The sequence below is a fragment of the Streptomyces sp. NPDC050287 genome (genome assembly GCF_044459385.1).
Taxonomy (GTDB): domain Bacteria; phylum Actinomycetota; class Actinomycetes; order Streptomycetales; family Streptomycetaceae; genus Streptomyces.
Genome location: NZ_JBITIY010000007.1, coordinates 258,738 through 278,423 on the forward strand (window position 1 = coordinate 258,738; position 19,686 = coordinate 278,423).

Annotated in this window: 22 protein-coding genes; 12 read left to right on the forward strand and 10 right to left on the reverse strand. The window is 70.9% G+C overall.

Annotated elements, in window-relative coordinates; all coding sequences use genetic code 11:
• Positions 1-205: 205 nt before the first annotated feature.
• Complete coding sequence (locus ACIBK3_RS26355) at positions 206-748, forward strand: hypothetical protein (protein ID WP_399369357.1); 543 nt, start codon at positions 206-208, stop codon at positions 746-748.
• Here the strand turns inward: ACIBK3_RS26355 and ACIBK3_RS26360 are convergent.
• Together ACIBK3_RS26360 and ACIBK3_RS26365 are read right to left on the reverse strand one after the other, a co-directional pair.
• A complete protein-coding gene (locus tag ACIBK3_RS26360; RefSeq protein ID WP_399369359.1) occupies positions 739-1,110 on the reverse strand; it encodes a DUF6479 family protein in 372 nt (123 codons plus the stop codon). The genes ACIBK3_RS26355 and ACIBK3_RS26360 overlap by 10 nt on opposite strands.
• Before the next feature lie 178 nt (positions 1,111-1,288).
• On the reverse strand, positions 1,289-1,894 hold the full coding sequence (locus ACIBK3_RS26365) for a TetR family transcriptional regulator (RefSeq protein WP_399369361.1): 606 nt from the start codon (positions 1,892-1,894) through the stop codon (positions 1,289-1,291).
• A 122-nt stretch (positions 1,895-2,016) separates the two neighbouring features.
• Here ACIBK3_RS26365 and ACIBK3_RS26370 point away from each other — a divergent pair, with 122 nt between their 5' ends.
• The 3 genes from ACIBK3_RS26370 (at position 2,017) to ACIBK3_RS26380 (ending at position 6,224) form a co-directional block, all read left to right on the forward strand.
• Entirely contained in the window at positions 2,017-2,772 is a 756-nt protein-coding gene (locus tag ACIBK3_RS26370; RefSeq protein WP_399369363.1) for a dienelactone hydrolase family protein, read from the forward strand.
• A gap of 124 nt (positions 2,773-2,896) precedes the next feature.
• Entirely contained in the window at positions 2,897-3,601 is a 705-nt protein-coding gene (locus ACIBK3_RS26375) for a DUF4328 domain-containing protein (protein WP_399369365.1), read from the forward strand.
• Positions 3,602-3,746: 145 nt separating this feature from the next.
• Positions 3,747-6,224, forward strand: coding sequence for an MFS transporter (locus ACIBK3_RS26380; protein WP_399369367.1), 2,478 nt, complete (start codon positions 3,747-3,749; stop codon positions 6,222-6,224).
• A 15-nt stretch (positions 6,225-6,239) separates the two neighbouring features.
• Here the strand turns inward: ACIBK3_RS26380 and ACIBK3_RS26385 are convergent, their stop codons facing one another.
• On the reverse strand, positions 6,240-6,557 hold the full coding sequence (locus ACIBK3_RS26385; RefSeq protein WP_399369369.1) for a hypothetical protein: 318 nt from the start codon (positions 6,555-6,557) through the stop codon (positions 6,240-6,242).
• Positions 6,558-6,940: 383 nt separating this feature from the next.
• On the opposite strand from ACIBK3_RS26385, the gene ACIBK3_RS26390 reads away from it, so the two are divergent.
• From ACIBK3_RS26390 to ACIBK3_RS26415, 6 genes are all read left to right on the forward strand, one after another.
• Positions 6,941-7,291, forward strand: a complete 351-nt coding sequence (locus ACIBK3_RS26390; protein WP_399369371.1) for a MerR family transcriptional regulator — start codon at positions 6,941-6,943, stop codon at positions 7,289-7,291.
• 308 nt (positions 7,292-7,599) lie between these two features.
• A complete protein-coding gene (locus ACIBK3_RS26395) occupies positions 7,600-7,803 on the forward strand; it encodes a cold-shock protein (protein ID WP_010986199.1) in 204 nt (67 codons plus the stop codon).
• Between the two features lie 313 nt (positions 7,804-8,116).
• Complete coding sequence (locus tag ACIBK3_RS26400) at positions 8,117-8,398, forward strand: SCO5918 family protein (RefSeq protein WP_399369996.1); 282 nt, start codon at positions 8,117-8,119, stop codon at positions 8,396-8,398.
• Positions 8,399-8,486: 88 nt separating this feature from the next.
• Entirely contained in the window at positions 8,487-8,654 is a 168-nt protein-coding gene (locus ACIBK3_RS26405; protein WP_399369373.1) for a hypothetical protein, read from the forward strand.
• A gap of 331 nt (positions 8,655-8,985) precedes the next feature.
• Positions 8,986-10,077 carry a sugar ABC transporter substrate-binding protein gene (locus ACIBK3_RS26410; protein WP_399369375.1) on the forward strand — a complete coding sequence of 364 codons (1,092 nt, stop codon included), beginning with the start codon at positions 8,986-8,988 and terminating at the stop codon, positions 10,075-10,077.
• A gap of 102 nt (positions 10,078-10,179) precedes the next feature.
• Positions 10,180-10,791 carry a phosphoribosylanthranilate isomerase gene (locus ACIBK3_RS26415; protein WP_399369377.1) on the forward strand — a complete coding sequence of 204 codons (612 nt, stop codon included), beginning with the start codon at positions 10,180-10,182 and terminating at the stop codon, positions 10,789-10,791.
• A 67-nt stretch (positions 10,792-10,858) separates the two neighbouring features.
• Here the strand turns inward: ACIBK3_RS26415 and ACIBK3_RS26420 are convergent, their stop codons facing one another.
• The gene (locus ACIBK3_RS26420; RefSeq protein WP_030680633.1) at positions 10,859-11,215 is read right to left on the reverse strand and encodes a MerR family transcriptional regulator; all 357 of its coding nucleotides are present in this window, start codon (positions 11,213-11,215) and stop codon (positions 10,859-10,861) included.
• 520 nt (positions 11,216-11,735) lie between these two features.
• Between ACIBK3_RS26420 and ACIBK3_RS26425 the strand changes: the two genes are divergently transcribed.
• Entirely contained in the window at positions 11,736-12,110 is a 375-nt protein-coding gene (locus ACIBK3_RS26425) for a hypothetical protein (RefSeq protein WP_399369379.1), read from the forward strand.
• 114 nt (positions 12,111-12,224) lie between these two features.
• On the opposite strand, the gene ACIBK3_RS26430 is transcribed toward ACIBK3_RS26425, so the two are convergent.
• The 6 genes from ACIBK3_RS26430 to ACIBK3_RS26455 all read right to left on the reverse strand — a co-directional run bounded on the left by ACIBK3_RS26430 (position 12,225) and on the right by ACIBK3_RS26455 (position 18,815).
• On the reverse strand, positions 12,225-12,542 hold the full coding sequence (locus ACIBK3_RS26430) for an SCO5918 family protein (RefSeq protein ID WP_399369381.1): 318 nt from the start codon (positions 12,540-12,542) through the stop codon (positions 12,225-12,227).
• A gap of 69 nt (positions 12,543-12,611) precedes the next feature.
• Positions 12,612-14,255, reverse strand: coding sequence for a DEAD/DEAH box helicase (locus ACIBK3_RS26435; RefSeq protein WP_399369383.1), 1,644 nt, complete (start codon positions 14,253-14,255; stop codon positions 12,612-12,614).
• Positions 14,256-14,511: 256 nt separating this feature from the next.
• Positions 14,512-14,715 (reverse strand): cold-shock protein, encoded by a 204-nt coding sequence (locus ACIBK3_RS26440; protein ID WP_030680625.1) that lies wholly within the window; start codon positions 14,713-14,715, stop codon positions 14,512-14,514.
• 277 nt (positions 14,716-14,992) lie between these two features.
• A complete protein-coding gene (locus ACIBK3_RS26445; protein WP_399369385.1) occupies positions 14,993-15,166 on the reverse strand; it encodes a hypothetical protein in 174 nt (57 codons plus the stop codon).
• 33 nt (positions 15,167-15,199) lie between these two features.
• Positions 15,200-15,556, reverse strand: a complete 357-nt coding sequence (locus tag ACIBK3_RS26450) for a PRC-barrel domain-containing protein (RefSeq protein WP_399369387.1) — start codon at positions 15,554-15,556, stop codon at positions 15,200-15,202.
• A 202-nt stretch (positions 15,557-15,758) separates the two neighbouring features.
• Positions 15,759-18,815: a transglycosylase SLT domain-containing protein gene (locus tag ACIBK3_RS26455; protein WP_399369389.1), complete on the reverse strand. Its 3,057-nt coding sequence runs from the start codon at positions 18,813-18,815 to the stop codon at positions 15,759-15,761.
• Between the two features lie 514 nt (positions 18,816-19,329).
• Between ACIBK3_RS26455 and ACIBK3_RS26460 the strand changes: the two genes are divergently transcribed.
• Positions 19,330-19,680 (forward strand): hypothetical protein, encoded by a 351-nt coding sequence (locus ACIBK3_RS26460; protein WP_399369391.1) that lies wholly within the window; start codon positions 19,330-19,332, stop codon positions 19,678-19,680.
• Positions 19,681-19,686: the final 6 nt, after the last annotated feature.

Below are 19,686 nucleotides of genomic sequence, written 5' to 3' on the forward strand. Positions count from 1 at the left end.
TTCACGTTGCCTGCCGGTGAAGGCCGGTGCGCGGGCGGGCGCATGCCGGGTGTCACCCGTACGGCCCTGTCCCCCTGGCGGGGGCGGCTGCCGCGCCCGATGGTCGAAGCGCAGGACACCGGCGCGAGGACAGCGCGGGCCAGAGCAGAAGACACCGGCGGACGGCGTACCCCGCCCACCGCCTCGACAGAAATGGGGTCCGGCCATGACCCAGCAGCCGCACGCGACACAGCCGCCCACGGGTGGAGGACAGCAGCCGACGGCTGGAGGACAGCCGCAGACGGGTGGGGGACAGCAGCGGACGGGCGAGCAGACCAGGCCCACGTGGGAGGACTACGGCTACGCGTCGACGCCCACGGAGTCCGCCTGGGCCAGGGGCGGGGTCGTCCTCGCCGGTGTCCTGATGCTGGTCAACGGCATCCTGGCGATCTTCCAGGGCATCTCCGCACTCGCGAAGGACGACGTCTGGACCACCCTCGGCGACTACGTCTACAAGATCAACCTCACCGGCTGGGGCATCATCCTGGTCGTCCTGGGCGCGGTGGCCGCGCTCACCGGCGTGGGAATCCTGATGGGCGCCGCTTGGGCCCGGGTGACCGGTATCTTCCTGGCGTCGCTGAGCCTGATCGCCCAGTTCCTGTTCCTGCCGTACGCGCCGATCTGGTCGCTCATCATGATCGCCGTGAACATCTTCGTGATCTGGGCGCTCGCCGTGTACCGGCCGGCGGGCGGCCGGCCTCAGACGTGACCGATGCCGCCACTGCCGAACGAACCGCTGGAACCCGGCAGCCAGCGCTTTCGGACCTGGTCCTTTCCCCGTCGGGTCCCGGAGGCGTGGAGCTGGTACGGCATGAGCCGTTCCGGCTCGTCCACGGGCCCCGGAATCTCGTCCGGCTCGCGTATCTCCCGCATCTCCCGGACGGGGCCGGTCTCGGGCAGCCTCGGCTGTTCCTCGGGCCGGGGGTGCGGGAGCTCCTGATCCATGACCTTCATGCCCAGTCGCACGGCCCACACCAGCAGGCCTGCGATGAAGAGGCCACCGGCAAAGGCGGCGATCACGTTGAGTACGTCGCTCGACGTGGCCGCTAGTACAAACGTCGCTGTACTCATCCTTCGAGTATGGCCGAAAAGCGGCGGCTTTGTGTGGCCTCGGTCACAGGCCGGCTCAGGGGGCAGGGGGAGCCAGGGGGCGGGCGAGCCGGTGAGCCAGGGGGCCGGGAGTAAGGAGGACCCGGGCGGAGTCAGGAGGAGCCGCGAGGGGCTGCCGACAGCCCGGCTACGGCTGGGTTCACGCGCCGGTGAGCGCGGCGAACGCCTCGTCCAGCAGGTCGACCAGGTCCAGCCGGCCGTCGGAGGCTGTCCAGTGGTCCAGGGCCACGTTCAGGCAGTCCAGCGCGGCGGCGGCGCGGACCGTGTGCCCGAGGGTCACCTCCCCCGGCGTGCCCGCCCGTTCGGCGAGGGCCTCGGCCAGGGCGGGGCGCCAGCCGTGCTGCTTCTCCAGGTGCCGGGCGTACAGGGCCGGGGTCTCCTGGACCAGCCGGGTGGTGGCCAGGGAGCCGGCCGGGTCCTGGTGGTAGCGGTCGATGAGGGTGCCCAGGGCCCGGCGCAGCGCGGTCCAGTCGTCCTCGTCGGCAGGGCGGGCGCGCAGGGCGTCGGCGGTCCGGCGGTCGTGGCCGTCGTACGCGGCGAGGACGGCGTCCTCCTTGGTGCCGAAGTAGCGCAGGAACGTGCTCCGGGAGACCCCCGCCGCCGCTGCCAGGTCGTCCAGGGTGACCTTGTCGAAGCCGTCCCGGCGGAACAACTCGAAGGCCACCTGGGCCAGTTCGGCTCGTACGGCGGCCCGGGCGACGTCCCTGGTATGCGCACGCGGTCGGGTTCGGGCTGCTCCGGTCACCCTGCGATCGTAGTCTCCGCCGGACCTTTGCTTGCAGTGCTGTCACTCGCTCGCTAACGTGACGCTCAGTGTCATATGTGAGATCAAGACGCGTGAACGTCGCGTCGCGCGAGAGGCATCCCATGACCGACGTGCTCGGAGCTCCCGTCGAGATCCCCACCCCGGACGGCGTCGCCGACGCCTATCTGGCCCACCCCGACGACGGCTCCCCACATCCCGCCGTGCTGTTCTTCATGGACGCCTTCGGGCTCCGCCCGCATCTGCGGTCGATGGCGGACCGGCTCGCCTCGGCCGGGTACACGGTCCTGGTGCCGAACGTCTTCTACCGGTACGGCCGCGCCCCCGTCGTGGAACTGCCCGAGTTCATCGACCCGGCCGAGCGGCCGGAGATCATCCAGGCCCTGGGCCCGGCCGCGCGCACCCTCACCCCCGAGGGCTCGATGAGCGATGCCGCCGCCTACCTGGACTGGCTGTCCGCGTCCCCGCTGACCGTGGACGGCCCGGCGGGCGTCACCGGCTACTGCATGGGCGCGGGCCTCGCCCTGCGCACCGCGGGCACGTATCCCGGCAGGGTCGCCGCCGCGGCCGGGTTCCACGGGGCCCGCCTCGCGACCGACGCGCCGGACAGCCCCCACCTGCTCGCCGACCGGATCACCGCCGAGCTGTACTTCGGCCACGCCGACCAGGACTCCGCCAACCCCGCCGAACAGATCGACCGGTTGGAGAAGGCTCTCACCGCGGCGGGCGTCCGCCACCGCAGCGAGGTGTATCCCGGCGCCCCCCACGGCTTCACCCAGGCGGACACCGCGATGTACGGCGCCGAGGCGACCGACCGCCACTGGAGCGCCCTGCTCGACCTGCTGAACCGGGCCCTGTGACCGGTGGCCGGCCGGTGGCCGCCGCCGAGTACGGCGGGACCGTGACCGCGTATGGCATGACTGTGACAATGCAGAAGCGGTTTCGTCATGGCATCCCTCGGCGGCCGTCCCCCACCATGACCTGGTGAACGATCAACTGGCCCAGTCGGCCCCGCCTGCCCCGCACACGCCCACCCCCGCCGACCCCTCCGCCCTGCGCCCCGTCCGGTGGGATGCCCGCTGTGCCGTCGCGGGTCTCGCCCTCGCCGGGGTCGCCTGGCTGGTCCGGGCGGCCTGGGAGATCCGCCTCGCGATGGCCGGGCAGCCCGCGTCCGGGCCGCCCGACCAGGGCGGCGGCCGGCACCGGCCGCCGACCTCGCTGGAGGACGGCTACCACATCGTCAACGCCCTGAGCGGGGGCGTCGCCGTCCTCTGCGCGCTGCTGTTCCTGTCCTGGCTGTGGCGGGTACGGGACAACGCCCGCGCCCTCTCCGGCGAACGGCCCCGCCACTCCTGGATCTGGATGTACCTCGGCTGGGTCCTTCCCCTCGCCAACCTGTGGATCCCCCGCGGCCTCGTCGTCGACATCCACCGCCGCAGCGCCCCCGGCAAGCCCCTCCCGAGCTCGGTCAACTGGTGGTGGGGCCTGTGGCTGATCGGCATGCTCAGCGGTGTGGGCCTCCTGTCCGCCGACGACACGGACGAGCTCATCGTCCGCGCCTACACCGACGTATGGATGCTGCTCGCCTCCGACGCGGCGATCGTGGGCGCGGCGGTGGCGGCGGTCCTCGTCGTACGGGCGGTCACGGCGGCGCAGCTTGAGCGGATGACCGCGACGGTGCCGGCGTAGAGACCGGGCGCGTCCTGCGGGCCTGCCGCCCCGGTGCCAATTTGCCAAGTCTTGGAGGCCAACCGCCCCCGATCCACTTGCCTGCAGCAACCAACGGAAACCACTCTGGGCTGAGCAACGGGAGCGTGGAAAGAAAAGGAACTCCATGGCGACGTCCACACCGGCCGATCCGCGGGCCCAGGGTGACGCGGAAGGGCATCGGCCCGGTCCGGGAGCCGCCGGGGGCACCGTGCCCGACGGGACTCCCATGACGCACCGCCAGATCATGGAGGCGATGACCGGGCTGCTGCTCGGCATGTTCGTGGCGATCCTGTCATCCACGATCGTCTCCAACGCCCTGCCCCGGATCATCGGCGACCTCGGCGGCGGCCAGAGCGCCTACACCTGGGTCGTGACGGCGTCCCTGCTGACGATGACCGCGTCCGTGCCGCTGTGGGGCAAGCTCGCCGACCTGTTCTCCAAGAAACTGCTGGTGCAGTTCGCGCTGGTGCTCTTCGTGTGCGCCTCGGCGGTGGCCGGACTGTCGCACAGCCCCGGCATGCTCATCGCCTGCCGCGCGGTCCAGGGGCTCGGCATGGGCGGCCTGACCTCGCTCGCCCAGATCGTCCTCGCCGCGATGGTCCCGCCCCGCGAGCGCGGCCGCTACAGCGGCTACCTCGGCGCCACCTTCGCCACCGCCATGGTCGGCGGACCGCTGATCGGCGGGGTCATCACCGACACCAGCTGGCTCGGCTGGCGCTGGATCTTCTACATCGGCGTCCCGTTCGCCGTCGTCGCCCTGATCGTGCTCCAGCGCACCCTGCACCTGCCCGTGGTCCGCCGCGAGGCCAAGGTCGACTGGGCCGGCGCCTTCTTCATCACCTCCGGCGTCTGTCTGCTGCTGCTCTGGGTCACCTTCGCGGGCGACAAGTACGCCTGGCTGTCCTGGCAGACGTACACGATGACCGGCGGCACCGCCGCGCTGCTCGTCGCCTTCCTGGTCACCGAGACCAGGGCCCGCGAACCGATCATCCCGCTGCGCCTGTTCCGCAACCGCACCATCGCCCTGACGTCCCTCGCCTCGCTCTTCGTCGGCGTCGCGATGTATGTCGGCATCATCTACTTCAGCCAGTACTTCCAGCTGGCCCGCGGCAAGTCGCCGACCATGTCCGGCGTCATGACCCTCCCGATGATCCTCGGCCTCGCCGGCGCCTCCACCCTCTCCGGCCGGATCATCACCCGCACCGGCCGCTGGAAGGTCTGGCTGCTGGCCGGCGGAGTCCTGCTGACCGCGGGCCTGGGGCTGCTCGGCACCATCCGGTACGACACCGCGTACTGGCACGTCGGCATCTACATGGCCCTGCTCGGCCTCGGCGTCGGCATGATGATGCAGAACCTGGTGCTGGCCACCCAGAACCAGGTGGAGGTGGCCGACCTGGGCGCCGCCAGCTCCACGGTCGCCTTCTCCCGTTCCCTGGGCGGCACCCTGGGCACCTCGGCACTGGGCGCGGTCCTCGCCCACCGCATCACCCACTACGTCACCGACGGACTGACCGGCCTCGACCCGAAGGACTCCGCCGCGCTGTCCGGGTCGAGCACCTCCGACAGCATCCCCGACGTCGCCCACCTGCCGGGCCCCCTGCGCACCGTCGTGGAGAGCGCCTACGGCCACGGCATCGCCGACATCTTCCTGTGCGGCGCCCCCTTCGCCCTGGTCGCGCTCGTCTTCTGCGCCTTCATCAAGGAGGTCCCGCTGCGTACCGGGGCCAGGGCACCGGCACCGGCTCCGAATGCCACGGCCACGGTCACGGCACCGACCGCCACGGCCACGCCTCCGTCACCGGAGCTGAAGCCGGAGCCAGAACCGGAGCAGCTCGCCAGCGGCGGGGCCGCGGTGCACGGGTTCGTACGGGGTGCGCGGTCGGCGCCGGTGACGCAGGCCGCGGTCACGCTGATCTCGCTGGGCGGACGGCAGTTGGACCGGGCGGTCACCCACGCCGACGGTTCGTACTCCCTGGACGCCCCCGGCAGCGGCCCCTATGTGCTGATCGCCGCCGCGGACGGCTTCCAGCCCCGGGCCTCCACCGTCGTCGTGAACGGTGAACCGCTGCCGTACGACGTCCTCCTGTCCGGCACCAGCGGCCTGACCGGCACCGTCCGTGCCGCCCACACCGGCAGCCCGGTCAAGGACGCCATGGTCATCGTCACCGACATCCGCGGCGGCCTCCTGGCCACCGGCACCACCGGCGAACACGGTGAGTTCACCTTCACCGACCTCGTCCCCGGACCCCTCACCCTCGCCGTCAACGCCGCCGGACACCGCCCCCGCGCCCTGCCCGTCGAGGTCGGCGGCACCGGGGTGACCCGGATCGAGGTCGACCTGGACGCCGGAGCCCAGCTCCAGGGCGTCGTGAAGGCGTCGCACGGTCCGCTGGCCGACGCCCGCGTCACCCTGGTCGACGCGGCCGGCAACGTCATCGGCACCGCCACCACCGGCAGCGACGGGGCGTACGCCTTCACCGACCTCGACAGCGGCGAGTACACCCTCATCACCTCCGGCTACCCGCCCGTCGCCACCGCGCTGACCCTCACCGGCCGGGGCGCCGACGGCCACGACATCGAACTCGGCCACGTGGGCGAGTAGCCGGGGAAGGCAGGCTCAGCCCGGCTCGTCCGTGTGGGCGCGGGAGCCCTGGGACCGGCTGCTGATCAGCCAGGGGGAGGCGGCAGGGGGCTCGTCGGGGCCGCGCGTGGTGTCCACCGTCAGGTGGAGGAGCGTGCCGTGTCCGTCCGGACCCGCGGGGTAGCTGCGCGGTTCGTCGCAGTGGAAGCCCTCGCGGAGCAGCAGCGCGACCCGTTGGGCGACGTCCGGGTCCGCCGCGATGACGCGCACTTCCGCCAGCCCCTCGCCCTCGGGTGCGGACAGGTCGTCCGCGGCGACATGGGCGTCTGCTTCCGTCCGCACCGGCGTGGACACGGAGGCGGATACAGGTGAGGACAGGGGCGGAATGTCGGGTGCGCCCCCGGCGCCGTCCGTGCCGCCGGCCCTGTCGCCTCTCTCAGCTCTGTCCGTGCCGCCGGAGCGGTCGGGGCTCAAGTGCATGACGGTCACCCATCTCCACGTTCTGCCGCATGCTCCCGGTCCGTCCACGGTACCTCCGGGTGCCTGACCGGACGGACAGTACAGCGGTGGGCCGGTCGGCGGGTGCGGCGCGGGCGGCGTACATCCGCTGAACAGCCACGTACATCCGCTGAACATCTGTGTTCGCCACGGCAGACATTCCGTCGGGGCGACTAGAGTTCTCGTGCGGTAACCAGACCTGGGCGGGCCGTGCTCCGGCGACCCGCGGGAAGGCGCACATGCCCTCACAAGAGCAGCCGTTCGGTGGCGACCGGCTCGACGACGACCACTACCCGGCGTACACCATGGGCCGGGCCGCCGAGCTGATCGGTGCCTCGCCCGGCTTTCTGCGGGCCCTCGGCGAGGCCCGGCTGATCGCCCCCACCAGGTCGGACGGCGGTCACCGCCGCTACTCGCGCCACCAGTTGCGGCTGGCCGCCCGGGCCCGTGAGCTGGTCGACCAGGGCACGCCGGTCGAGGCCGCCTGCCGGATCATCGGCCTGGAGGACCAACTGGAGGACGCCCTGCGGGACAACGAGGAACTGCGCCACCCGGCTCAGGGGCCCTCAGTCGCCCGGCGCGGAGAGTGAAAACCTGACCCCGCCGGAGCAGAATTGCGGGCAGCGATGGAAAAGAATTCCTCGATGAATCCAGGCAGGGTTTTACGTAATTCACGCACCTGTATTCCTCGCGGAGTCACCCGCCAACTCGCCGCCGACTCGCCCGCCGAGTCGCCTTCTCGCCTCCGATTTGTTTCGGGAGGTCTCGTGCTAGGCTCGACCGCAGTTGCAGTTGTGGTTGCCATTTTGCTGCCGGTTTTTCCGGGCAGGTGATCATCGCAGCGATGAGGAGGGCCCACGCAGTGTGGGTCCCCAGCACTGCCTTCAGGAGATATGACATGGCCACCGGTACCGTGAAGTGGTTCAACGCGGAAAAGGGCTTCGGCTTCATCGAGCAGGACGGCGGCGGCGCCGACGTCTTCGCCCACTACTCGAACATCGCCACCCAGGGCTTCCGTGAGCTGCAGGAAGGCCAGAAGGTGACGTTCGACGTCACGCAGGGCCAGAAGGGCCCGCAGGCCGAGAACATCGTCCCTGCCTGATTTTCCGCGATTCGCTCGCGCGCTTCGGCGAGACGGGGCCCGCACCTTGGGTGCGGGCCCCGTTTGTTTACGCGTGTTTCCCCCGCCGACACCGCCATGCGCGACCGGATGCCGGGCGTGTCCCGCGTGAACGACGCCCGCGGATACGCGCCGGCCGTTCCCCACAGCACCCGCTGACCCCGCTCCCCGAGCACAATCCCGCCGACCACCGTCCGCGGACCACGGTCACGGCCGGGCACCGTCCCGGCCGGCGTTGACCGACACCGGCCCCGAAGGCATTTCTGCCGTCCACTACACCCTTGGTGAGGCACCCATGCGCTGCGTGATCGCCCGTTACCCCTTCGACCTGATCAAGTCCGAGGTGGAGACACAGATGGAGGGCGTCCGGCCGGAGCCCACCACCGGGGCCTGCGTGGTCATCGGGCGCAAGGTGTTCCCCGTCAAGCAGGTGGGCGAGATCATCACCCGCCAGGACCGCCGCGACTTCACCGCCTTCGAGGTGACCCGGGCCCTCACCCGCCTCGGCTTCACCTGCCACGCCACGCCGCCGGAGTCCCCCGCCACCCGCTCGGCGTCCTTCCCGACCCTCGGCTGACCCGGCCCGCGTCCTTCGGGCGCCGCGCTGCCCGGCGATCGCGCCGGACGCCGGCTGCGGCCTGTGGCGTCCCGCGGCCGTCCTGGCGATGGGCCTGGCCGCCGTACTGGGGCCGGCCGCGCGGAGGCCCGACTGGCTCGCACCGCGGCTGCGGACCGCCGTGCGCGCGGGCGCCCCGCTCCTGTACACGGTGGCTTCGATCGCGCAGCACCGCGACACCCCGTTCGGCCCGGGCGAACCCGCCCCGACACCGTGACGATGGCCCCGCCGACCGCCGACCGCCGACCGCCGACCGCCGACCGCCGACCGCCGACCGCCTACCGCCTACCGCCAGCCGTCGGAAGTCCCTGGCAGAGCCCACGATTTCGCCACAGCAGGTTCACATTCTCATCGTGATTGGGCCTCCAACGGGCCGGTCAGGACGGTCTGTTGGGGCTCGTTGCGATCTCGTTGAGCTGAGGCCTTGACGGTCGTGCCGCTACCGCGTTGGCTTTCAGCCACCTGGTCGCCAGGCTGCTCTCTCGCCCCGGAAGGCACCTGTTGTGAACGTTTCCCCCGCCCATAGTGTCGTTGCCCGTCGCTTCACGATGGTTCTGACCGCCTCCACTTCTGCTCTTGTGCTCACCGCGTGCGGTGTGGTCGACGGCATCGGTGGCAGCAGCAGCACCTCGGCCCCGAAGAAGGGCAACGACATCACGGTGGGCCTCCTGCTCCCCGACAAGGAGACGAAACGCTTCGAGAAGTTCGACTACCCCCTCATCAAGAAGCGGGTCGCCTCCCTCACCGGCGGCAAGGGCAAGGTCCTCTACGCCAACGCTGAGGCGAGCGAGTCCAAGCAGAGCGTCCAGATGGACCAGATGGTCGACAAGAAGGTGGACGTGATCCTGGTGGACGCGGTGGACGCCAAGGCCATCGCCCCGGCCGTCGAGAAGGCCAAGGACGCCGGTATCCCCGTCATCGCGTACGACAGGCTCGCCCAGGGCCCGATCGACGCCTACGTCTCGCACGACAACGAACTCGTCGGCGAGGTGCAGGGCCGCGCGATCGTGGACGCCCTCGGCGAGAAGGCCGCGACCAGTAAGATCGTCATGATGAACGGCTCGGTCGCCGACCCCAACACCGCCCGCTTCAAGACGGGCGCGCTCAGCGAGCTGCAGGGGCGCGTGATCATAGCCCAGCAGTACGACACCAGGGAGTGGCTGCCCGAGGTCGCCAAGGCCAACATGAAGAAGGCGATCCAGTCCATCGGCCTGAGCAACATCGCCGCCGTCTACTCGGCCAACGACGGCATGGCCGGCGCCGTCATCGAGGCGCTGAAGGAGGCCGGCGCGACGAAGATCCCGCCGGTGACGGGGCAGGACGCGGATCTCGCGGCGGTGCAGCGGATCGTCTCGGGCGAGCAGTACATGACCGTCTACAAGTCGTTCCTGCTGGAGGCGGACAACGCCGCGCAGATGGCGGTGGCCAAGATCCAGGGCCGCTCGCTCGAGTTCGAGGCGCTGACCCCCGACACGGTCGACAGCCCGACGGAGAAGAACATCCCGTCGCAGCTGGTGCAGGTCGTCGCGCTCACCCGGGACAACATCAAGTCGACCGTGATCCAGGACGGCGTCTACACCGTCAAGGACATCTGCACCCAGAAGTACGCGGCGGACTGCGAGGCGATCGGCCTCAAGTGAGCCGCAGCACGGTGGCCGTGGTGCGCGGTGGCCTCCGAGCCCTGGTACGGCGGTCTCCAGGCCCCGGCACTGCGGTCTGCGAGCCCCCAGTACGGTGGCCTCGTGAGTAGCTCCCTGTTCGTCAAGATCTGTGGCCTCAAGACCGAGCGGGACGTCGACACGGCCGTGGAGGCGGGCGCCGACGCCGTCGGGTTCGTCTTCTCCGAGAGCCCGCGCCGGATCGACGCCGCCGCGGCCGCCCGGCTGAGCCGGCGGATTCCGGAGCACGTCCTGACCGTCGGCGTCTTCCGCGCGGAGCCCCTGCACGACGTGCGGTCCCTGGCCACCGACGCGGGCGTCCGGGCCGTACAGCTGCACGGGCCGGAGGACCGCGGTTACTACGACGACCTCGCGACGGGCGGCTGGACCCTGATCCGCGCCACGGCCTTCGGGGAGCGGGTTCCGCGCTGCGGAGAGCTGGGCGAGGACCTGCTCCTCCTCGACGCGCCCGTCCCCGGCTCCGGTATCGCCTGGGACTGGTCCGGCAGGACGCCGGCCGCCCCCGGGGAGAAGTGGCTGCTAGCGGGAGGCCTCACCCCGGACAACGTCGGCGACGCGGTGGCCGCCGCCCGCCCCTGGGGGGTCGACGTGTCCAGCGGGGTGGAGCAGAGCCGGGGCGTCAAGGACCCGGCCCTGATCACGGCGTTCGTACGGGCGGCCCGGGCGCGGTCCTGAGCGCTGCGCGCGGCGCGCGCAGCCGACGGACAGGCGGGCCCTGGGCCGGCCGGCGGACAGGCCGAGGTCAGCCCGCGGTGGCGCCGGCGTCGGCCGAGCCCGAGGCCTTCTGGGCGGCCCGGCGGTACTCGGCGTTGATGCGCTGGGCTTCCTCGAGCTGGTCCTCGAGGATGACGATGCGGCAGGCGGCCTCGATCGGGGTGCCCTTGTCGACGAGTTCGCGGGCACGCGCGGCGATCCGCAGCTGGTAACGGGAGTAGCGGCGGTGGCCGCCCTCCGAACGCAGTGGAGTGATCAGGCGGGCCTCCCCGATGGCCCGGAGGAACCCGGGGGTGGTGCCGAGCATCTCGGCGGCCCGGCCCATCGTGTAGGCGGGGTAGTCGTCGTCGTCCAGACGACCGCTGAGCGGAGTATCTGCTGTCATGTCACCTCGTTGAGCAACGCGTCGAGGGGCCCTGGCACCGTACGGCACCAGGGCCCCGAGGAAATTGAACACCATCTGCCGGCCCTACTGCTCGGCCGACCTTCTGTTTCCGCTGCCCGGCCCGGGGGTGGGGCGGGGGTGCGGGGATCGCGGCTGCGTGACCGGGGACCACCTTCCAATCCGGGGTCTTGCGGTACCCGGGCCCAACAACTCGGTCCGGGCGATCCTGATGGCGTCTGCTCCTCCGTTCTTACCTGAGTTCCTACTGGGTTGACCTGCGAACTTCTTCTTCTGCTACCCGGCAGTTCGTGTCTGCCAGGTCTCGCTGGACCGTGTCTACGAGAGAAACGCTACCTGTCGCGCCGACCAATGTCTACTCTGACAAAGACAGATTTCGCTCCGCATGTGGGCGAGGATTTCTGCCGCCCGGAGGCTGGCGGTGCGCTGGGGTGCGATGGGGCGGCCCGATGGCGGGCAATCCCTATGGGTCCGGAGGAGCTGCCGAATAGAATCGGCTCTCATGCCGAACCCTGACGAGCTGCTCGTCGCCATCTCCACCATGGTGGAGTCAGAGCACAGCAACCAGATGTCGCTGACCGTGGTCGTCGGCGGCGCCGTGATCACCGGACGACTGGCCCCCGAAGCCGTGTGGCGGGAGCGTGTGTCGGAGGTCCTCAAGGACTCGGACCGTCTCGGCCCGTTCTCCGACGTCTTCACCACCGGAGCGACCGAACGCGGGCCCGACACCGGCGAGCCGCCCACGCATCTGCACTTCCATCTCGCCCGCATCCTGCAGGGAACCACGGCGATCCCCGAGACGGGCGGCATGTACCGGGTCGCGATCGCGGACGTCAGCGCCTGGACCGTGGGCGACTTCAGCTACTCCGACCACTGATCCGGGCCACTGATCCGGCCCCTGCCCCATCCTGACCGACCGGTGAAACGCCGTGAGGGCCCTGCCGACGCGCGTCGGCAGGGCCCTCACGGGTATGGAGTGTCGGCTGCTCGGCTACACGGCCTCGGAGGCCGCGGGGCTGCCGAGCAGTGCCGACGCCGTCTGAAGCGGTGTCAGCACCGGTACGGGCACGGCCGCCTGGGCCTCGTGGCAGGTGAAGCCGAGGCGGGCCATGGCCCGGGTGACCTCACCGCTGGTGAAGTCGCGCGGGTCCTGGCCGGTGAGAACCCGGCCCACCTGCTTGACGGGGTAGCGGCGGCGGCCGATGGTCACGGAGTCACCCGTGACGAGCTCGGGCCGAACACCCTTCATCGAGGCCAGCACTCCGTTCTTGGTGAGTTCGAACGGGTACCGGGCGATGACGCAACGCATAGTGCCTCACAGGGGGAGGGGAGAGGGGAGCGGCGGACGGGACGCCGAGGGGACAGGGGTACTGCCCGCTCAGGCGGCCGAGTCGAAGCTGGACCTGCGTCGTGCCGCGCTCCGGCGCCCGGCCTCGGTCGCGGCGGCGCCGCGCCGAGCGGTCTCACTCGTGGAGCCACTCCGGCGCCCGCCCTCACCGGCACCGCCGCTGCGACGCCCGGCCTCCCCGGTGGACCCGGAACGACGCCCGGCCTCGCCCGTGCCGCCGTCCTGCGAACGACGGCGTCCCCGGGACGACGAGGAGCGCGTGCCGCGGCGGGAGCGTTCGTTCGCGACCACCGGTGCCGAGATGACGACCGGGACACCGGACGGTGCCTGGGCGCCCGTGATGCGGGTCAATTCCGCCTCGCCCGAACGGACCGGAGTGGTCACCGCGGTGACACCGGCGGAGGCCATCAGCCGGCTCATGTCGCGGCGCTGCTCGGGCGTCACCAGGGTGACCACGGTGCCGGACTCGCCGGCCCGGGCCGTACGGCCGCCGCGGTGCAGATAGTCCTTGGGGTCGGTCGGCGGGTCCACGTTGACGACCAGGTCGAGGTTGTCGACGTGGATGCCGCGGGCCGCGACGTTGGTGGCCACCAGCACGGTCACATGGCCGTCCTTGAACTGGGCCAGGGTGCGGGTGCGCTGCGGCTGGGACTTGCCGCCGTGCAGGCCGGCCGCGCGGACGCCGTTGTTCAGCAGGTGCTTGGTCAGCTTGTCCACCGCGTGCTTGGTGTCCAGGAACATGATCACCCGGCCGTCGCGGGCGGCGATCTCGGTGGTGGTGCGCTGCTTGTCGGTGCCGTGCACGTGGAGCACGTGGTGGTCCATCGTGGTGACCGCGCCCGCGGACGGGTCGACGGAGTGCACCACGGGGTCGGTCAGGTAGCGGCGGACCAGCAGGTCCACGTTGCGGTCCAGGGTGGCCGAGAAGAGCATCCGCTGGCCCCCCGTGCGCACCTGGTCGAGCAGGGCGGTCACCTGGGGCATGAAGCCCATGTCGGCCATCTGGTCGGCCTCGTCGAGGACGGTGATGGTGACGTCGTCCAGGCGGCAGTCGCCGCGGTCGATGAGGTCCTTGAGTCGTCCCGGCGTCGCCACGACGACCTCCGCGCCGGCCCGCAGCGCCCCGGCCTGCCGGCCGATCGACATACCGCCGACGACGGTGGCCATGCGCAGACCCACGGAACGGGCGTACGGGGTCAGCGCGTCGGTGACCTGCTGGGCCAACTCACGGGTGGGGACGAGGACGAGAGCCAGCGGCTGGCGCGGCTCCGCGCGCCGGCCCACCGTGCGGGCCAGCATCGCGAGGCCGAAGGCGAGGGTCTTGCCGGAGCCGGTGCGGCCGCGGCCGAGTACGTCCCGTCCGGCCAGGGAGTTCGGCAGGGTCGCCGCCTGGATCGGGAACGGCACGGTCACGCCCTCGTGGCCGAGGGCGCCCAGCAGCCGCTCCGGCATGTCGAGTTCGGCGAACGACTCGACGGCGGGCAGGGCGGGCGTGATGGTCTTCGGCGGGGCGAACTCCCCCTGGAGGGCGACCGGCCGGCCACTGCCCTGGCCTCGGGAGCGGCGCGGGGCGCCGGAGTAGCCGCCGCCCTTTCCGAAGCCGGAGCCGGAACCGGAGCCCTGGGACCCGGTGCGCTTACGGGCGTATCGGTCGTTCGTTCGTGCGCGGTTCATGCGGAACCTTCCTTGATATGGCACGTATCAAGGAATTCCCGCGGTGAATGAGCGGCGCAGAGAATCGCAAGAACGAGCCGTGACCCTGGCGTTTCAAACGCCGAGAGCGGTGAATATCGGGTAAAGAATCCCCCGGATATGCTCGGAGAATCGCGTGGATCCGCGGAGTTTCTCCGGGTTTTTCTGGAATGCAGCGAGCTGGGGCCCGCACCCCAAGGTGCGGGCCCCAGCTGCGAATCAGGCGTCAGTGGCCGGATCAGGCGGGAACAATGTTCTCGGCCGTCGGGCCCTTCTGGCCCTGAGCGATGTCGAAGCTCACCTTCTGGCCTTCCAGCAGCTCGCGGAAGCCAGAGGCGGAGATGTTCGAGTAGTGGGCGAAGACGTCGGCGCCGCCGCCGTCCTGCTCGATGAAGCCGAAGCCCTTTTCAGCGTTGAACCACTTCACGGTTCCGGTAGCCATGTCAATCTCCTTCGGTACGGTTTCGGAGTGCGCCGTGTGCGAACCCCGGTCGCCGCGATGATCAGCCCGTCGGAAAAAACCTTCTGGCCACCACAACTGCAACTGAGATCGACAGTAGCACGGGGTGATCGGCCGCGTCGGTTCGGCAATTTCCGATCCGGCGGCCGTTCCGGGAATACTCATCGCGCGTCGCGTCGATTTCTCATGTCGGCGGCACAGATATTGCCTCGCCCGGACCGCAGCGTCCGCGGGCCGGGTGCCGCCTTGCTGGTCAGCGTCAGCGGAGGGGCCTCCGGTGAAGACGCCGGCCCCCTCGTACCGTGATGAAGGCCACATCGGCGATGAACAGCACGATGCCGACGGCGAGGAGATAGCCCAGACCGTGCACCGCCACGCCGATGATGCCGAGGGCGACCGCGAGCAGAACGATCAACAGGAAGGCCACCACCATTGCGAACCACCTCCGGGTGCCGCGGCCTCGGGGTCAGCGGCGGGCGAGCCGGCGTTCGCCGCCGACGCCCTGCCGGTACTCCATGCCGTAGTGCTGGAAGATCGGCTCCTCCTGGTCGGCGGGCAGGACGTCGTCCGTGCCGATGGAAGGGGCATTCTTCACCTCTGCCCGGTCGTGGGAGACCTTCACATAGCCGGGGCCCAGGACGGCGTCGTCGAGCGGGACGAAGATCAGCCGGTGCCGGGTGGGCAGTCCGGTGCGGACGGTGGCCACGGCGGGTTCGTCGGTCGCCGTGTCCACGTAGACCGCCTCCAGCATGCCGATCTTGTGGCCCTTGGGGTCGACCACGTCATGGTTGCGCCACTCGCGGATGTCGGCTGGACGGATCATGTCCTGCTCCCTGTCTGCGGTCCACCGGTCATCGTCGTGGGACTGCGGCACCCGTCCGGCACCGGTGCGGGCCCGGACGGTGTCAGGAGACGGGTGGCCGCAACGGAGGCGTCCGAAACGGAGACGGCCCCACCGCGCGGGGAACACGCGGTGGGGCCGGTCGGTCTCGGGTGAGCGGGGGGTCAGGAATCCCGCCGTGCGTTCACCCCGCCGGAGACGGAGACGGAGACGAGGACGGCGAAGGAGACGAGGACGGCGAAGGAGACGAGGACGGCGAAGGAGACGAGGACGGCGAAGGAGACGGGGACGCGGTGACCGCGTCCGAGGGCTTGCCGGGCTGGGGCTCGAAGGCCAGGGCGTCCCAGGCGATCGAGGCGTCGCCGGTGCCGTCCGCGGTGTCCGAGCTCAGCGAGACGCTCGGGGTGCCGTGGAACTCGTAGGACCCCAGGGAGACCCAGGTGTTCTTGCCGCCGGTGTCCTGGGAGATCGTCTTGTCCAGGACGGTGCCGTCACCGAGGTCGATGCGGTAGGTCGCCTGCGCGGTGTTCGCCTCGTGGTCGGGCAGATGGACCATGACCCGCGCCCAGCCCCTGATCGACCGGTCCGGCGTCCAGGTGCCGGTGACGACCGAGTCGGTGAAGCTCGGCACCCGGGTGTGGGTGAACCAGAAGTGACCGCCGAAGCCCGCACCCAGCTGATGGAAGTCGATCTTCGACGGGTACACGGTGGCGCCGTTCTGCTGCGCCGAGCCGAAGGTGAACGACAGCGTGCCCCGGCTGGTCCAGTTCTTCTTGCCGGCGCACGGACGGGCGCCGCCCACCCGGAACTTCACCGTGTTCGGTACGTCGTCCACGATCAGCGCGTCCGGGGGCAGGGTGGAGGCGCAGGACGCCGGGCGCGACGAGGTGACGGACGGCTCGGGGTCGTTCACGCCGTACGTCAGCACCTCGGTGCCGCAGGTGGCGGTGCAGTCCGTCCAGCTGGACGGCTGGTGCCACCAGCACTTGAAGTCGTCCCGCTGGCAGGGCCCCGCGGGCTGGCTCGACCCCTCGACCTTGCGGGGCTTGGAGGTGTCGCACTCGTTGCCGGCGGGGGAGCAGAACGCGTCGTGCGGCGGCTGGGCGTCCGACGCCTTGCCGGTGGGCCAACTGCCCACCGCGAAGGCCGGCTTGGACACGCCGGTCGCCGGGTCGGTCTTCTGCTGGGAGTACGCCGCCCAGCCCAGGACCCGCTCCGGGTAGGTCCACAGGTTGGGGTTGCGGGCGTCGTCCGGGCCGGACGACAGGAACATCTTCCGGTCCGCCGGGTAGAGCCCGTTGGCCGGGTTGTTGAACCAGCCCAGGCCCCAAGGGGCGGCGGCGTCGGAGGCGGCCGGCTCGTTGAAGCCGCTGTTGTACGCCCACAGCGCGAACCACCAGTTCTCCAGGTACCGGGCGTCGCCGCCGTTGGCCAGGATGCCGTGCCCGTACAGCTGGTTCCACTTGTCCTGGAGGATCTGCGCGCCGGCCGCGATGTTGGCCGCGTAGTCCACGGTGATCGCCTGCTGCTGCTCGGCGGTGTACGTGGTGTCCGAGCGGGCCATTCCGCTGGTCACCTGGCTGATGCCATAACCGCAGTCGACGGCGGACCAGTTGACGGTGTGGACGCTGCCGGCGTTGCCGTAGTAGCCGCCCTGGATGAAGTTGCCGCTCTCGCCGGCCCCCGCCCGGGAACTGGCCTGGATCAGATTGCTCTCCTGCGACAGCACGCCGAGCATGATCTGCGCGGGCACCCGGCCGCCGCCCTTGAGCGCGACGGGCGGGAACAGCCCCTGCGGGGTGTACGACGCGAGGTCGGTGCCGTTCCATCCGGCCCGGCGGCGGACGTTGAGCTCGCCCTGGACGGCGAGGTCGGTCGCCCACTCGACCTGCGCCGGTGAGGGCTGGAGCGCCTGGAGCCCGGGGTCGTTGCGGGAGATGGCACAGGCCCGGTCGGGGTCGGTGGTGGTGTGCGCGGGGTCGTCACCGACGCTGTCCAGCTTCATACCGGCCGACCGGCCATGAGCGCCCACGGCTGTGGCCCCGGCCAGGGCCGGGGACTGCTCGGCGCCCCGCGCCGCCTTCCCCGCGTCGGGTGCTTCGGGCTTCACCCGGAAGTCGAAGGTCGCACCGGTTCCCGGGGCCACGGCGGCGATGCCGACGGGCGGTGCGGTGTCGGTCCGGGTGCCGGGGGCGGGAGCCACGTCAACGGTCCTGCGGCCGGCCGCCTCGGCGCCGGTGCCGACACCGGTCAGGGCGAGGGCGCCGGTGGTGGAGACCTCGGCCGAGGCCGGGACGTCGAGGAGCTTCCAGCTCTTCGGCAGGGCGGAGCCCGGGATGTCCTCCTGGGCGTCCTTGCCGGTGACGAAGACCCGGCCGCCGGTGCCGCGCACGGCGAGCGAGCCGAGGGCGCCGGCGCCGAGCAGCCGGTCGGAGCCGTCCTGCGCGACCCGGCGGACCTGTACGTTCTTCCCGGCGTCCGGCACCTGGTAGGCGAGCCCGCCGTGCGCGTCCGGCACCAGCCGGAACGGCGTCTCGGCGGTACGGGCCAGGGTGCGGACGTCTCCCTGGCGGTCCACCGAGACCACCGACTGCCCGGTGGCCGCCGCGATACCGGCCCCGAAGGGCACGGCGGAGGTCAGCTGCCCCGGAACGGTCTGCTGCCGGGTCACCTTTCCCTGCCGCGCGTCGACGGTCATCAGGTGCGTGCCGTCGCCCTGCGGCCGGGACAGCACGGCCTGTTCGCCGTCGCCGCAGCCGGGGTTGAAGTACGCGAGGGAGACCAGTTCGGGCAGTTTGGTCACCGTGCCGTGCACCAGATCGACCACGGCCGCGAAGCCGCCCTGCTGGAAGCCCTGTTGGTCGTTGACGGCCTGCCGGGGCGCGTAGACCACGACGGCGCGGTCGCCCGACGCGGTCACACAGCTCTGCCCGATCCACTGGTCGGTGTCGATCCCCGGCTCGGACAGGGTGGCCGCGGTGTGCCAGGCGTAGGCGTGCGCGGCGTCGGCGACCAGGACGTGCAGTCCGGTGCCGTCGCCGTCGTACGTGACGACACGGTCGTCGGACTGCCGCCAGCCGGACGGCAGTCGGGAGGTGTCGGTGACCCGGTCCGGCGGTGCCGCGGGGGCCGGGTCGGAGGGGCCGGTCAGGGCCGCCGACGCCAGCGGGGCGACGAGGGCCAGCGCCAGCACGGATATCGCGCCGGCACCGGCCACCCGGCCGCGTCGGCTTTTCGGCACCCGCCAGCGGTGCCTTCCCGGTCGGTCTTTACGAGAAGTACGCAAGGCATTCCGTCCAGATTCACTTGTCAAGTTCTGGTACCGGCTTCGATGGTTCCCCCCGCCGGTGCAGCGGAAGTTAGCAGTCCGGTATGGCTGAAAAGCGATCCCACGGCGATCTACCGGGTGGTATCCACGAAATTTCCACGAACAGTGCGATGGAATTCTGAAACGGTGGTGGCGGGAACGTTGTTCGCCTGTTGTGCGCTTCGGCCGTTCGGCCGTCGGGACGTCAACAGGGGCCGTCCGCCTCGGTCATTCGGCCGATCCGACCGGCGTCGACGGCCTTCCAGGCCGCGCGAGTGTCCTGCCCCGGGTGAATTCAGCCGGGGCTCTCCATCCGCCCCGGACCCCGCTCCTGCTGTCCCTCGGCAATCCCCAGTCCTCCCCTGAGTGAATCCGAAGGAAGCACAAGGTCACGCTGACCTATCGCAATGACTCATCGGCGGATCCCGCGGTCGCCCCGCGGCTCCTGGTGGAGTCGCCGGACGCGGGCCCGGCCCTGGCGCCGCCCGATGTCGAGGTCGAGCGCCGCACCGCCGACGGCTGCCGGGAGGAGGTGCGGCCCGGCACCCGGACCGGCACGCTGTTCACCGACCTCACGACCGCCCGGCGCACCCTGTCGCCCGGCGAGACCCTCACCGAGCACTACCGGGTCACCGTCCGGGTGTGCGGGCCAGTCCTCTTCCTTCCGCGCGATCGGAAATCTGCTTTTCTCGGTATTCGTTACAGGATCACCGTTTCCTGCGGAATACTGGAAAAAAATAGGCCGAATGTCATGGCGTACGAAGTGAACGCGGGAGAGTACCCGGCGAGAGCGAGATGAGCGACC

What these genes read in the sequence shown, in the direction of transcription:
- ACIBK3_RS26355 (WP_399369357.1), top strand. Translation starts at nt 206, where the DNA reads ATGACCCAGCAGCCGCACGCGACACAGCCGCCCACGGGTGGAGGACAG.
- ACIBK3_RS26360 (WP_399369359.1), bottom strand. Translation starts at nt 1,110, where the DNA reads ATGAGTACAGCGACGTTTGTACTAGCGGCCACGTCGAGCGACGTACTC.
- ACIBK3_RS26370 (WP_399369363.1), top strand. Translation starts at nt 2,017, where the DNA reads ATGACCGACGTGCTCGGAGCTCCCGTCGAGATCCCCACCCCGGACGGC.
- ACIBK3_RS26380 (WP_399369367.1), top strand. Translation starts at nt 3,747, where the DNA reads ATGGCGACGTCCACACCGGCCGATCCGCGGGCCCAGGGTGACGCGGAA.
- ACIBK3_RS26390 (WP_399369371.1), top strand. Translation starts at nt 6,941, where the DNA reads ATGCCCTCACAAGAGCAGCCGTTCGGTGGCGACCGGCTCGACGACGAC.
- ACIBK3_RS26395 (WP_010986199.1), top strand. Translation starts at nt 7,600, where the DNA reads ATGGCCACCGGTACCGTGAAGTGGTTCAACGCGGAAAAGGGCTTCGGC.
- ACIBK3_RS26400 (WP_399369996.1), top strand. Translation starts at nt 8,117, where the DNA reads ATGCGCTGCGTGATCGCCCGTTACCCCTTCGACCTGATCAAGTCCGAG.
- ACIBK3_RS26405 (WP_399369373.1), top strand. Translation starts at nt 8,487, where the DNA reads ATGGGCCTGGCCGCCGTACTGGGGCCGGCCGCGCGGAGGCCCGACTGG.
- ACIBK3_RS26410 (WP_399369375.1), top strand. Translation starts at nt 8,986, where the DNA reads ATGGTTCTGACCGCCTCCACTTCTGCTCTTGTGCTCACCGCGTGCGGT.
- ACIBK3_RS26420 (WP_030680633.1), bottom strand. Translation starts at nt 11,215, where the DNA reads ATGACAGCAGATACTCCGCTCAGCGGTCGTCTGGACGACGACGACTAC.
- ACIBK3_RS26425 (WP_399369379.1), top strand. Translation starts at nt 11,736, where the DNA reads ATGCCGAACCCTGACGAGCTGCTCGTCGCCATCTCCACCATGGTGGAG.
- ACIBK3_RS26430 (WP_399369381.1), bottom strand. Translation starts at nt 12,542, where the DNA reads ATGCGTTGCGTCATCGCCCGGTACCCGTTCGAACTCACCAAGAACGGA.
- ACIBK3_RS26435 (WP_399369383.1), bottom strand. Translation starts at nt 14,255, where the DNA reads ATGAACCGCGCACGAACGAACGACCGATACGCCCGTAAGCGCACCGGG.
- ACIBK3_RS26440 (WP_030680625.1), bottom strand. Translation starts at nt 14,715, where the DNA reads ATGGCTACCGGAACCGTGAAGTGGTTCAACGCTGAAAAGGGCTTCGGC.
- ACIBK3_RS26445 (WP_399369385.1), bottom strand. Translation starts at nt 15,166, where the DNA reads ATGGTGGTGGCCTTCCTGTTGATCGTTCTGCTCGCGGTCGCCCTCGGC.
- ACIBK3_RS26450 (WP_399369387.1), bottom strand. Translation starts at nt 15,556, where the DNA reads ATGATCCGTCCAGCCGACATCCGCGAGTGGCGCAACCATGACGTGGTC.